This is a genomic window from Xanthomonas sp. NCPPB 3218 (assembly GCF_056725185.1).
In genome coordinates, this window is the sequence record NZ_CM161516.1 from 366,231 (window position 1) to 379,008 (window position 12,778).

14 protein-coding genes are annotated in these 12,778 nt (G+C 66.1%); 8 read left to right on the top strand and 6 right to left on the bottom strand.

Annotated features, from left to right (window positions below; genetic code table 11):
- Window positions 1–373: 373 nt before the first annotated feature.
- Window positions 374–1,255, bottom strand: coding sequence for an EamA family transporter (locus AC1PLS_RS01590; protein ID WP_481104124.1), 882 nt, complete (start codon window positions 1,253–1,255; stop codon window positions 374–376).
- 66 nt (window positions 1,256–1,321) lie between these two features.
- Between AC1PLS_RS01590 and AC1PLS_RS01595 the strand changes: the two genes are divergently transcribed.
- The 6 genes from AC1PLS_RS01595 to AC1PLS_RS01620 all read left to right on the top strand — a co-directional run bounded on the left by AC1PLS_RS01595 (window position 1,322) and on the right by AC1PLS_RS01620 (window position 6,163).
- Window positions 1,322–1,984: an alpha/beta hydrolase gene (locus tag AC1PLS_RS01595; RefSeq protein WP_046346164.1), complete on the top strand. Its 663-nt coding sequence runs from the start codon at window positions 1,322–1,324 to the stop codon at window positions 1,982–1,984.
- A gap of 78 nt (window positions 1,985–2,062) precedes the next feature.
- Window positions 2,063–3,157, top strand: coding sequence for a cell division protein ZapE (zapE, locus tag AC1PLS_RS01600; protein WP_481104125.1), 1,095 nt, complete (start codon window positions 2,063–2,065; stop codon window positions 3,155–3,157).
- Window positions 3,158–3,304: 147 nt separating this feature from the next.
- Complete coding sequence (locus AC1PLS_RS01605; protein ID WP_047127839.1) at window positions 3,305–3,766, top strand: MarR family winged helix-turn-helix transcriptional regulator; 462 nt, start codon at window positions 3,305–3,307, stop codon at window positions 3,764–3,766.
- A gap of 106 nt (window positions 3,767–3,872) precedes the next feature.
- Window positions 3,873–4,301 carry an organic hydroperoxide resistance protein gene (locus AC1PLS_RS01610; protein ID WP_039515670.1) on the top strand — a complete coding sequence of 143 codons (429 nt, stop codon included), beginning with the start codon at window positions 3,873–3,875 and terminating at the stop codon, window positions 4,299–4,301.
- 274 nt (window positions 4,302–4,575) lie between these two features.
- Entirely contained in the window at window positions 4,576–5,277 is a 702-nt protein-coding gene (locus AC1PLS_RS01615; protein ID WP_184432496.1) for an alpha/beta fold hydrolase, read from the top strand.
- Between the two features lie 481 nt (window positions 5,278–5,758).
- The gene (locus AC1PLS_RS01620) at window positions 5,759–6,163 is read left to right on the top strand and encodes a hypothetical protein (RefSeq protein WP_039517583.1); all 405 of its coding nucleotides are present in this window, start codon (window positions 5,759–5,761) and stop codon (window positions 6,161–6,163) included.
- Window positions 6,164–6,256: 93 nt separating this feature from the next.
- Here the strand turns inward: AC1PLS_RS01620 and AC1PLS_RS01625 are convergent, their stop codons facing one another.
- The 4 genes from AC1PLS_RS01625 to AC1PLS_RS01640 form a co-directional block, all read right to left on the bottom strand.
- Window positions 6,257–6,559 carry a hypothetical protein gene (locus AC1PLS_RS01625; protein ID WP_024938997.1) on the bottom strand — a complete coding sequence of 101 codons (303 nt, stop codon included), beginning with the start codon at window positions 6,557–6,559 and terminating at the stop codon, window positions 6,257–6,259.
- Between the two features lie 143 nt (window positions 6,560–6,702).
- Window positions 6,703–7,506 (bottom strand): 2,5-didehydrogluconate reductase DkgB, encoded by an 804-nt coding sequence (gene dkgB, locus AC1PLS_RS01630; protein ID WP_228912469.1) that lies wholly within the window; start codon window positions 7,504–7,506, stop codon window positions 6,703–6,705.
- A 74-nt stretch (window positions 7,507–7,580) separates the two neighbouring features.
- On the bottom strand, window positions 7,581–8,609 hold the full coding sequence (locus AC1PLS_RS01635) for an NADP-dependent oxidoreductase (protein WP_154831241.1): 1,029 nt from the start codon (window positions 8,607–8,609) through the stop codon (window positions 7,581–7,583).
- Between the two features lie 115 nt (window positions 8,610–8,724).
- The gene (locus AC1PLS_RS01640; RefSeq protein ID WP_024938994.1) at window positions 8,725–9,696 is read right to left on the bottom strand and encodes an aldo/keto reductase; all 972 of its coding nucleotides are present in this window, start codon (window positions 9,694–9,696) and stop codon (window positions 8,725–8,727) included.
- 232 nt (window positions 9,697–9,928) lie between these two features.
- Here AC1PLS_RS01640 and AC1PLS_RS01645 point away from each other — a divergent pair, with 232 nt between their 5' ends.
- On the top strand, window positions 9,929–10,783 hold the full coding sequence (locus tag AC1PLS_RS01645; RefSeq protein ID WP_024938993.1) for a class I SAM-dependent methyltransferase: 855 nt from the start codon (window positions 9,929–9,931) through the stop codon (window positions 10,781–10,783).
- A 358-nt stretch (window positions 10,784–11,141) separates the two neighbouring features.
- Window positions 11,142–11,720, top strand: a complete 579-nt coding sequence (locus tag AC1PLS_RS01650) for a pseudouridine synthase (protein ID WP_024938992.1) — start codon at window positions 11,142–11,144, stop codon at window positions 11,718–11,720.
- Between the two features lie 402 nt (window positions 11,721–12,122).
- On the opposite strand, the gene AC1PLS_RS01655 is transcribed toward AC1PLS_RS01650, so the two are convergent.
- Window positions 12,123–12,554, bottom strand: a complete 432-nt coding sequence (locus tag AC1PLS_RS01655) for a hypothetical protein (protein ID WP_481104126.1) — start codon at window positions 12,552–12,554, stop codon at window positions 12,123–12,125.
- Window positions 12,555–12,778 lie beyond the last annotated feature (224 nt).

Below are 12,778 nucleotides of genomic sequence, written 5' to 3' on the forward strand. Positions count from 1 at the left end.
CTTGCATCTGCAGTGCGGCGTGCGGACGTGCCGCCACGTGGCGGTGTATCGCATGCCTCACCCGCGGCCGCCGGACAGCGCACACAGGCAACGGCGCTGTCCGGATCTTCCGCGGTAGCCGTTGTCGCTTGCCTTGCGATGTGCTCTTGCTTTTTCGGCAGACTGGCAACGAGAGCCGTCGTCCAGGCCGGCGACGTGAGGAGGGCGGCGACGGATCTAGGCGCCGAAGTGAGCACACCGCGACGCGATGACGGCTGCCAAACAACTGACCCATGCGCATCACAGTCCCCCTTGGGTCACTGCACGCATGATCTCCAGCGCTGCCCCTTCGAGGCGAGTGGCGAACCGGCGTCGCGCCGGCCGAATGCCGCCATCAGCCCAGCCGCATGCCCCAGGCGATCGCTGCGATTGCCGGCGCCGCCAGCAACAGCCCCACCCAGCCGCGTCGGCCGATGCGTTCGCCGAACCCCAGCTTGCCGACGAGCGCTCCCAGGATGACCACCCCCAGGTTCATGCTGGCGAAGACGGTGGCCGGGCTGTGTGGCAGCAGCTGATGGGCGCGCACGTAGCACAGGATGTTGCCGAAATTGAGCGCGCCCAGGAGCACGCCGGCGAGCAGGTTGCGAAAGCTCAGGCGCGCGACACCGCCCCGGCGAACGACTTGCAGGCCAAGCATCAGCACACCTGCCAGCGCAAAGCACAGCGTCAATGACGTCAATGAAGGCGTACCGGCCTGTGCGATGCGCTTGAGCAACAGATCGATCAGGGCAAAGCCCATCCACACGCCTGCCAGCCACGGCCATCCGATCGAGGTCGGGGCCGGGGCCGAATCCGCATCGGCGCCCTGCCGTGGCCGTTGCAGGATGCAGACGATGGCCAGCAGACCCAGGCCCAGTCCCGCCAGCTTCCAGGCATTGACCGGTTCACCGAAGAGCGTGAACGCCGCCGCCAGCGAGAGCAGAAGCGACAGGCGTTGGGCAATGTCGGTACGGACGATGCCGGCGGTGGCGACCGCGCGTGCCAGCAGCATGAAGATCGAGGGCAGCGCCACCGCCAATGCAAACAGTGCCAGCCAGGGCGTGGTCGGCGCGCGCAGCGTGTCCAGTGACGGATGCAGGGTCAGCCACGCCAGCAGCGCAGCGGTGGCGTAGTTCCAGGTGATCGCCTGCGCAGCATCCAGGCGATAGCGCGGCAGCAGCTTGAGAAGCACCGACACCAGGACACTGCAAACGACGGCAAACAGCAGAAAATGCATGGGCAACGCAACGAAGTGTGCAGGCAGGGCGATGAACGCGGCCGGCGGGGCGGCTATTATGACGGTATGTCCAATCCCTTATTCCCCACCGAATCGGCTGCGCTGACGTTGGATGGGCCGGTCGGCCCGCTCGATGTCGCGGTCGATCTGCCCGAGCCGGACGTTGCCGTGCAACCGGTCACCGCCATCGTCTGCCACCCGCTCTCCACCGAGGGCGGCAGCATGCACAACAAGGTCGTCACCATGGCTGCGCGCGCGCTGCGCGAGTTGGGGATCACCGTGGTGCGCTTCAATTTCCGCAGTGTCGGCAACTCGGCCGGTGCGTTTGATCATGGCGATGGCGAGCAGGACGACCTGCGTGCGGTCGCCGCATGGGTGCGCAGCCAGCGCCCGGGCGACACGCTGTGGCTGGCCGGTTTCAGCTTCGGGGCGTATGTATCGCTGCGCGCCGCCGGCTCGCTTGAACCGCAGGTGCTGATCTCGATCGCGCCGCCGGCCGGGCGCTGGGATTTCAGCGACATGCAGCCGCCGGCGCAGTGGCTGGTGGTGCAGGGCGATGCCGACGAAATCGTCGACCCGCAGGCGGTGTATGACTGGCTGGAGACCCTGGAGCAGCAGCCCGAACTGGTACGCATGCCCGACACCAGCCACTTCTTCCACCGCAAGTTGATCGATCTGCGCGGTGCGATCCAGCATGGTGTCCGGCGCTGGTTGCCGGCCGCCGTCTGACCGCGGCAGGGCCCATGCGTATCGCCCGGCGATGCGCCGTTGAGCGGGCAAGGCAGCAGCCGGCCCGCGGAGAACACGATGATTGAGATGACCCCGTCGCAGCGCTACGCCGCCGGCGTACAACGCGGCGACTGGCGCGCCGACCCCGCGCAGCAGGCGGCCCTGGCCGAGCTGGACCGTATCCACGAGGCATTGGTGGACAGCGCGCAGGACGGCTGGCTGGATCGGCTGTCGGCGTTCTGGAAAAAGCCCGAGCCGGTGCGCGGCCTGTATTTCTGGGGCGGGGTGGGGCGCGGCAAGACCTTCCTGGTCGACCTGTTCTACGACGGGTTGCCGATCAAGCAGAAGTACCGCACGCACTTCCATCGCTTCATGCGCGGGGTGCACGAGCAACTGCGCGAGCACGCCGGGCAAAGCGATCCGCTGGCCAAGATCGCACAGCAGTGGCGCGAGAATTTGCGCGTGCTGGTGCTGGACGAATTCTTCGTCACCGACATCGGCGATGCGATGTTGCTGGCGCGCCTGCTGGAACGCCTGTTCGCCGAAGGCGTGACCCTGGTGACCACCTCCAACACCGCACCTGAAAACCTCTACGCCAACGGCCTGCAGCGCGATAGCTTCATGCCGGCGATCGGCCTGCTGCAGAAGTTCTGCGTGGAACTCTATGCAGAAGGCACCGAGGATTACCGCATGCGCGCGCTGACGCGCTCACCGGTGTATCGCGCGCCCCTGGATGCGCAGGCCGACACATGGCTGACGCAGCGCTGGGGCGAGCTGAGCGGAAACTCCGAGCCGCGCAGCGGCAACATCGAAATCGAGGCGCGCAAGATTGCCGTGCGTGCGCGCGGCAAGAGCATCGCCTGGTTCGATTTCGCCGCGCTGTGCGAAGGCCCGCGTGGCCCGGGCGATTACATCGAGATCGCGCGCGAATTCACCACCGTGTTGCTGGGCGGCATCCCGCACTTCGATCGCATGAACGAGGACGCCGCGCGTCGCTTCGTCAATCTGATCGACGAGCTGTACGACCGCCACGTCAACCTGGTCTGCACCGCGCAGGACGCCCCGCCCGCGTTGTACAGCGGCCAGCGCCTGGCCGGCGCCTTCGAGCGCACCGCCTCGCGCCTGATCGAGATGCAGAGTGCCGAGTATCTGGCCACCGCACATCGGGCCTAGACATGCAGACGCGGCCCGGCCCCGGACTGCACAAGATCTTGTGACCGATCAGGACGGCGGCCTGGGCCAGTTCGGCGGCGGTGCCTGGTTACACAATGGATCAAAAAATCGCTTGCAATTAAATAGCGCGCTATGTAAATTGCAGCCATGGACACCGCCACAGCCACTGACGCCCGGACCAACGCGCTGCTGCAGCTCGACAACCAGCTGTGCTTTGCGCTGTATTCGGCCAACCTGGCGATGCACAAGCTCTACCGCGGGCTGCTGAAGACCCTGGACCTGACCTATCCGCAATATCTGGTGCTGCTGGTGCTGTGGGAAACCGACGGCCGCAGCGTGTCGGAGATCGGCGAGCGCCTGTACCTGGACTCGGCCACGCTGACCCCGCTGCTCAAGCGGCTGCAGGCTGCTGGACTGGTCACCCGCACGCGTGCTGCTAGCGACGAGCGCCAGGTGATCATTGCGCTGACCGATACCGGCCGCGCACTGCGCGCCAAGGCCGGGGCGGTGCCGGAGCAGGTGTTGTGCGCCTCAGCGTGTTCGTTGGACGAATTGCGTCAACTCAAGCAGCAACTGGAAACGCTGCGCTCAAACCTCGGCACCGGGTAAGCCGGCCCCGCAAGGTCCGCACGTTTTTGCAACATGTCGTACACGATTTAATCGTCAACTACTCAGCTACATCACGCGCTGACAGCGCTCATTCTGGAGAACCACCATGGCCTCACCTGAAAAAGTCCTCTACACCGCCCACGCCACCGCCACCGGCGGCCGCGAAGGCCGCGCCGTGTCTTCCGACAAGGCGCTGGACGCCAAGCTGTCCACCCCGCGCGAGCTGGGCGGCGCCGGCGGCGACGGTACCAACCCGGAGCAGCTGTTCGCTGCCGGCTACGCCGCCTGCTTCATCGGCGCGATGAAGGCTGTCGCGGCGCAGGACAAGCTCAAGCTGCCGGGCGAAGTGAGCATCGACAGCAGCGTCGGCATCGGCCAGATTCCGGGCGGCTTCGGCATTGCCGTGGAGCTGCGCATCGCAGTGCCGGGCATGGACCAGGCCGAACTGCAGGCGCTGGTCGACAAGGCCCACCAGGTCTGCCCGTACTCCAACGCGACCCGCGGCAACATCGACGTCACCCTGACTCTGGCCTGATCCACGCCATCACCACGCGTAACACGTGGTGGAGTCAAAAACGGCCCGGCGCCTGCGTCGGGCCGTTTTTGTTGCAGCAGCAGCGCTGCCCTGAAGAACACAGGCAGCCGGCGTCGCTGTGCCAGCGCGACCTGGCATGGACGCAAGACACGCCAACGAGGCGATGCACCCGCGCCCGGGTGCGCATGCACGCGCTGGCGATGGGCGTCACCGCGCGGCACACTGTTGCGATGACAGTGTCTGCTTCTGCGACCCCGATCGGACTTTGCTGCGCATGAGCGCAACGCGTCCCACTTTGTTGCTGCTCCCCGGTCTGCTCAACGATGCGCAGTTGTGGCAGGCGCAGCGCGTGGCCCTGGCCGAGCTCGCCGACTGCGTGGTCGGCGACATCACCCAGGGCGAGAGCATGCGCGCGCTGGCAACACAGCTGCTGGCGCAGATGCCTCCGCGGTTTGCACTGGCAGGGTTTTCCTTGGGTGGCTATGTCGCGCAGGAAATCCTGCGTATCGCGCCGGAGCGTGTGGAGCGGCTGGCCTTGCTGGATACCTCTGCACGTGCCGATTCGCCCGAGCGTGCGGCGCAACGGCGCGCGCAGGAAGCGAGTGTGCGTGGCGCCAGTGCTTTCCACGGATTCGGCGAACGGCTGCTGCGGCACTACGTGCATCCCTCGCGCTGGCAGGACGAGGCCTTGCTGGAGCGGGTGCGTGGCATGACCCAGCGGCTGGGCGTGGAGGTGTTTCTGCGGCAGAACCGGCTGGAGCGGGAAGACGGCCGCGCGCTGCTGCGCGCCTATGCCGGCCCGCTGCTGGTGCTGTGCGGCCAGGACGATGCGATCACCCCGCCCGCATTGCACGAGGAAATGGCCGCACTCGCAGTGCACGCGCGTCTGGTGCAAGTGCCTGCGTGTGGCCATCTGTCGCCGCTGGAACAGCCGCAGGCGGTGTCGGATGCACTGCGGCAATGGCTGCTCGCCTGATACGACGACGACCGAGCCGACCCAGCCAGGCCTGCCGCCTTGCGATCGCCGTGGGGTGGCATCAACCAGTGTGCGATGAGGTGCTCTGAACCAGCGATATTTGGGGAGCAAGCATCAGCATGCCTTCGGCTGATACGTAATGCGTGCATTCCTGCATGCACGGTGTCGTACCCCCGTCACGGTAGCCATCCGGCCGAAGCGAATCGTTGGGCCGCCGCAAGGCGCGCAAGTCCGCTTGCGCTGCACCGCCACCCTCACCGCGCGGCAGTCGTCGGCCAGCGCCTGTTCCCGGCGGCCACGCCCCAGCGTGACATCGACCTGTGGCAGGACGTCGGGGCGCCGTAGCGGCGTCTGGGCCTCGCCACGTAAAGCGTGAACCGGGTCGAGCATCGTTGCGCCGACATCCTGCAAACGTTTGGCTCACTTGATTCTCACGGTGTATGGTGTGAATTATGTTGCACAGCAGCATCGGAGCTCAGCAATGCTCGACTCACGCATCGAAAAGGTTGATCTGGCACTCACCGAGATTGCCAAGGACCCATCGGAGAAGGTGGCGCTGTGGCAGTGGGCGTGCCGCGAGATGCTGCACGAGACGCTGATCGGCATGCACCAGCTCTCGCACCTGGCGGGTATTTCCCAGCAGGTTGCCAACGACTGGCGCGCGCCGGTGGATGTGATCGCACCCGAGAAGCCCTATCTGGCCGCCTCCGCGCTGGCCGACCGCCGTCTGCCGCAGGTGCTCGATGGCCTGGGCAATACGCACGACGACAACGACCGCGCCACGTTGTGGCGGCTGCGCTATGCCAGCCTGATCGCCGCCACCCTGCAGGGCATGCAGGCACTGGCCGACAAACACCGCATCGACCGCCAGGCGATGGCACTGTGACAGTGAGCTGACAGCGCCGCGCGGCCGCATGGGCTGTGTGATCGTCCGAGCGCTGGCTTCTTGTCAGAAGGCTTGCTTCTCAGAACGCCTGCTTCAATGCCGGACGGCGGCCTCTTCCAGATGCCGCCAGGCATGCCGCACGATCCAGCGCGCCTGGTCCCAGGGCACCGACAGCAGCGGTTGATAGTGGTAATAGCCGTCCTGCAGCACGCGATACAGCTGCGCCTCGGTCGCGCGCGGATAGGCCAGATAGATGTCGTAGCCGAGCGTGAGTAGCCGGGCATAATCGGCGAAGGCGTAGCCCCCGAGATGGCCTTCGGCGTGGACACCGCGCCAGTAGGCGATCTCGGTGTCGAGATCGACGCTGCGGCGGGTCAAGACGGATGCGCTGTGCATGGGTAGGACTCCGTTGCCGAGACTACCCCCTGTGCCCGGCACCGTAGCAGCGCCTGCCGCGTGCAACCAGCACGCGACGACGAGCGGCCGTCGCGGTGGCGATGCCACGGGCCGGACAGTGCCGACCTGCGGCAGCCGGGACCTCAATCCCAGTCGGGAGCGATGGCCTTCGGGTTGGCCAGCCGCTGCCCGCGGTCCAGTGCGGCAATCTCGGCCATGTCCTGCTCGCTCAGCCGCAGCGTCTGCGCCTTGAGATTGCTCTCCAGATTGTCGCGCTTGGTCGAAGACGGAATCACCGAATACCCCTGCTGCAGTGCCCAGGCCAGGGTGACCTGCGCCGGGGTGGCGTCATGGCGTGCGGCGATCGCCTGGATCACCGGGTCCTTCAGCACCTCGCCCACCGCCAGCGTCATGTACGAGGTGACATGGATGCCTTGCTCGCGCAGGAACGCGATCAGGCTGCGGTTCTGCAGGTACGGATGCACTTCGATCTGATTGGTGGCGATGGCCTCGGCGCCCAGGATCTCGATGGCCTGCTTGATCAGCGCGATGGTGAAGTTGGAGACGCCGATCGCGCGGGTCAGGCCCTGCTGCCTGGCCTCGTTCAAGGCTTCCAGGTAGTCGCGCATCGGCACCTGATCCTTGGGCGAAGGCCAGTGGATCAGGGTCAGGTCGACGTAGTCGGTGCCCAGTTTGCGCAGGCTTTCCTGCAGACTGGGCAGCAAGGCGCTGCGGTCGAACTTGTCGACCCAGATCTTGGTGGTCAGATACAGCTGATCGCGCGGCAGGCCGGATGCGGCAATGGCCTGGCCGACCTGTTCTTCGTTGTCATAGATCTGCGCGGTATCGACGGCGCGGTAGCCCAACTCCAGTGCATTGCGCACCGAGTCGATGACGACCTGGTCCTTGAGGCGAAAGGTGCCGAGGCCGAATGCGGGGACTGTCATTGTGTTCCTTGGGTAATCGGGAATGGGGGAATGGGGGAATCGCAAAAGCTGATGTCGTGGGGCGCTGTGAGCCATTAGTCCAGTGCGACGACGGCCTTGCCGAAGTTCTCGCCGCGCAGCAGGCTGATCAGGCCCTGCGGGGCGCTGTCCAGCCCGTGCAGGACGTGTTCGCGGTACTGGATCTGGCCGTCGCGCAGCCACTGGCCCATCTCGCGCAGGAAGGCCGGCATCAGGCGGATGAAATCGTGCTGGATGAAGCCGCGCACGGTCAGCCGCTTGCGCAGTACCTGGCCCATGAACTCCGGTAGGCGATCCGGCCCCGGCAAGGCCTGGCCGCGGCTGTTGTAGGTGGCGATCACGCCGCACACCGGGATACGTGCGAAGTCGTTCAATTGCGGCAATACCGCGTCGAAGACCTTGCCGCCGACGTTCTCGAAATAGATGTCGATCCCGTCCGGAGTGGCCGCGCGCAGCTGCTCGGCAAAGTCGTCGGCGCGATGGTCCAGCGCCACATCCACGCGCAGCACCTCGCGCAGATACCGCACCTTTTCCTCGCCACCGGCAATGGCCACCACGCGCAATCCCTGCAGACGCGCCAGCTGGGCCACGGTGGCGCCGACCGGCCCGCTGGCTGCTGCCACCACCAGGGTTTCGCCGGCCTGCGGCTTGCCGATTTCGTGCAGGCCGGCGTAGGCGGTGAAGCCGGGCATGCCGTACACGCCGAGCGCGGTGCTGAGCGGCAGGGCATCGTCCTTGGGCAGCTTGCGCAACGGCGCGGTGGGCGTGAGCAGGCTATGGCTCTGCCAACCGCCGGGCAGTACCAGCAGGTCGCCTGGCTGATAGCCGGCATGGTGCGACTCGAGCACCTCGCCGACGGTGCCGCCTTCCATCACCGCGTCGATCTCCACCGGTGCGGCGTAGGACGGGCCTTCGTCCATGCGTCCGCGCATGTACGGGTCCAGCGACAGGAAGCTGTTGCGCACCAGAATCTGGTCGTGCCCGGTGGGCGGCAAGGCGACGTCTTCAATGCGGAAATTGTCGGCGCTCGGTTCGCCGTGTGGGCGTGAGGCCAGCACGATGCGGCGATTGGTGATCGATGTCATGGGGGATTCCTTGCGGAAAGGGCCGCGCGTGCGCGACCGGGGAGCGCAGCCGCGATGGCGGATGCGCGCGGAAAGACGCGCGTGGTCGACTGCGTGCGTGATGCAAGCCGATGCGTCAGGCTGCGTCGGCCGGCTCGGGGGCGCTGGCGGCATCGAGCTGTGCAATCTGATCGGCGCTCAACGACAGCTGCGCGGCGGCCAGCACATCGTGCAACTGGGTCACGCTGGTGGCGCTGACGATCGGTGCGGTCAGGCCGGGGCGTGCGATCAACCAGGCCAGTGCGATCTGTGCCGGCGTGGCGCGGTGGGTGGCCGCCAGATCGTCCAGCGCCTGCAGAATGCGCAGGCCGCGCGGATTGACGTATTGCTTGACCACCGAGGCACCGCGCGCGCTGCTCTTGCCGGCATCGTCGGCGCTGCGGTACTTGCCGGTCAGAAAACCGCTGGCCAGCGAGTAGTAGCTGATCACGCCGAGCTCGCGTTCGCGCACCAGCGGCTCCAGCTCGGCTTCATAGCCGGCGCGGTCGTAGAGGTTGTATTCCGGTTGCAGGCTTTCGTAACGCGGCAACTTGTACTGCTCGGAGATATCCAGGGCATCGCGCAGGCGTGCAGCGCTGTAGTTGGACGCGCCGATCGCGCGCACCTTGCCCTGTTCGATCAAGCGGCCGAACGCGGCCAGCGTGGCTTCCAGCGGAATCGATTCGTCGTCCTCGTGCGCCTGGTACAGATCGATCACATCGGTCTGCAGGCGGGTGAGCGAATCTTCCACCGCGGCGGCGATGTTCTCCGGCGACAGGCCCGGATGCTCGCTCCATTTGGCCACCTTGGTGGCGATCAGCACCTTGTCGCGCTTGCCGCTGCGTGCGAGCCAGCGCCCGATGATGGTTTCCGACTCGCCACCGCGATTGCCCGGCACCCAGCCGGAGTACGCATCGGCGGTGTCGATCAGGTTGAAGCCGGCATCGACGAAGGCATCGAGCAACGCGAACGAGGTCGCCTCGTCGGCGCTCCAACCAAACACATTGCCACCGAACACGATCGGTTGAACCTGCAGGCCGGAGCGGCCTAGCGCGCGGGAGTGGGTCATCACGGTTGCTCCTGATTCGAACTGCCGACAGGATAGTCATGCGTGCCGATGTTGCGTGTGACACCTGCGTGGATTCAGCGTTCCGCAGATCGCCCTCATCGACTCACGTCGTCTGAACATGTCGTCCGCCGCGCCTGGTGCGGCGCGTCATGCGGCGTACGGATCCGTGCACATGGCAGGCTTCGGGCCGCATGCTAGGCTCGCGCTACTTTTTCCCGCAAAGGGCGCTGCGATGATCCGCAACAAGCTGGTGTGTGCATGTGTGGTGGGGATGGCAGTGGCGATGAGCGCGCCACTGGCAATGGCAATCAAACCGGCCGATAGCGCCAGCTTGCCGGCGCCCGATGCGGCGCTGCAAAAAGCCATCGACGGCAACTGGCGCGATCGCGTCTACGTGCAGCGCGACGTCTATCGTCATCCCGGCCAGACGCTGGCGTTCTTCGGCATCAAGCCGACCCAGACCGTCATTGAAATCACGCCGGGCGGCGGCTGGTATTCGGAAATCCTGGCGCCGTACCTGCGCGACAAGGGCAAGTATGTTGCTGCGGTGGTCGACCCGGCGGCGGTGCCGGAGGGGCGCGGCCGCGATTCGGCACAACGTGGGCGCGACGAGCTGGAGAAGAAGTTTGCCGCCAAGCCGGAGGTGTACGGCAAACCGTCGTTCGTTTCCTATGTGCCCAAGACGCCGTCGTTCGGCGTGGACAACTCGGCCGATCTGGTGCTGACCTTCCGCAACGTGCATAACTGGCGCATGGCCGGCAATGCCGAGGCGATGTTTGCCGGCTTCTACAAGGTGCTCAAGCCCGGCGGCGTGCTCGGCGTGGTCGAGCACCGTGCCAAGGCCGACGTGCCGGCCGACGACAAGAGCGGCTATGTCGGCCAGGCGCAGTTGATCGCGATGGCCGAGGCAGCCGGATTCAAGCTCGCCGGCAAGAGCGAGGTCAACGCCAATCCGCGAGACACCAAGGACTATGCCGGTGGCGTGTGGACCCTGCCGCCGAGCAACAACCACGACAAGGCCGACGACGCCAAGTACAAGGCGATCGGTGAGAGCGACCGCATGACCTTGAAGTTCGTCAAGCAGTGAGACGCGGCCAGCATGCCGACGCATTGCGCGTCGGCATGCTGGTCTTGGGCGCTGCCCGCTACGGTGCATCGATGCTGGCCTGACGCGCGGCATGCGATGACTGTGCAATTGGCTGCACGACCGTAAGGACGGCGCGGGCAGCGCAACGACGGCCAGTTGGACCAACGCTGCGCTGGTTTGCATGCGGCAGGCCACTGATGCACAACCGCCCCGCGTAGCGATGCCGGCTGCGTCAGCGTGCAACGCGGTTGCGGGCAGCAGCGCACCGCTTGCCGCTGGTAGCGCGACCTCTTCAACCCGGTGCACGACTCACGCGCCACGCGCGTGGCCGGCAACGACCTTGCGCAACAGGATTGGCATGTTGGTGTTGTTGAACAAACCCTATGGCGTGCTGTCGCAATTCAGCGACCGCTCGCAGCCGCCCAAACGCACGCTGGCCGAATTCGGCCTGCCGGCCGACGTCTATGCGGCCGGTCGCCTGGATCACGACAGCGAAGGCCTGTTGCTGCTGACCGACGATGGTGCACTGGCGCATCGCTTGACCGACCCGCGCCACAAGCAACCCAAGACTTACTGGGTGCAGGTGGAAGGCGACCCGGAGCCTGCGCAACTGCAGGCCTTGCGCGATGGCGTGCTGCTCAACGACGGCCCGACCCGCCCGGCCGAAGTGCGCAGGCTCGATCCGGCACCGCAGCTGTGGCCGCGCGATCCGCCGGTGCGCGTGCGCAAGACCGTGCCCGATGCCTGGCTGGAGCTGCAGATCACCGAAGGCCGTAATCGGCAGGTGCGGCGCATGACCGCCTCGGTGGGCCTTCCGACCTTGCGTCTGATCCGCGTGGCGATCGGCGACTGGACCCTGGATGCGCTCGCGCCGGGCCAGTGGCGCATCGAACACACGCATGGCGCGCGCCCAAGTAGGACGCGACGCGGAGCCTGATGCATCCGGTACAGCGGTCGCTGCACCGCACGCGGCGCTGAGCTCGATGCATCTTGGACGGCGCTGCTTACAGAACCGCTCATGCGGCATGAGCAGCAGGATTGGTAACGCGAGCACAGATGCAGCGGTTGCGTGGCTGCGTAGCCAATCCACCCTGCAATGCGGCAATACGGCGCGGGTCAGGCCAAGCGCGGTAATGACAAGCGCGCGGCTATGGGCAAGCAACGCGATCACACGCGATCGTTAATCGCCGCGGACCTGCACATGTAGTGCCGCATTCTTCGACCACGCGAGTGGGTGTCGATGGCTTGACGATTTAACGGTGGCATCGATCGTGGTCCACAAACAAAAACGCCACGGCGCAGGGCCGTGGCGTCATGTTTGTGTGCCTGGAACGATGGCTTACTCGATGCCGTCGCTCGGGGTCACTGCACCGCGACGCTGGTAAGCGGCGCGACGTGCGCTGGCGTTGCTGGCGTGTTCGCGGTCCAGACGGTGGACGTTGCCACCAAGCACGTGCTGGTCACGCTGGCGCTTGCGATACACGGCATAACCGATCAGGCCCAGGCCGGCGACGGCAGCAGCCACAGTGACGGCCGGGTTGCGCTTGACCACTTTGCTGACGACCTTGCCGCCGGTGCGCACGGCACCCAGGGCAGCACCGGTCTTCAGCCATTCGCTGGCGCCTGGACCGAAATGACGCAGGCTGCTGCCTGCATGACGGGCCTGATCGCCAGCGTTGGAGGCGGCGTGACGCAGATGGTCGCCCGCATTGCCAGCCAGTTCCAGGGCACGCTCCAGGGCGCGTTCGGTGATCACAGTCAGCTTGCTCATTGGAGGCGTTTCCTTTCTGAGTACGTGGGCCGCAGTGTGTGGGCTGTTGCGTATAGACGGTGTTAGCGGTGGCAGGGCTTGTTTGGGTGGCGGTTAAGTAATGATGCGGGGCGATGCTGTGATCGGCGTTTACCTGGATCCGGTATCTACGTGGATGCGGCAGAAGCCTGACCTGGCCGGTGTCGACGCTGACGTCGCTTCTCCCGCCGGAAGTAAGGTGCCCG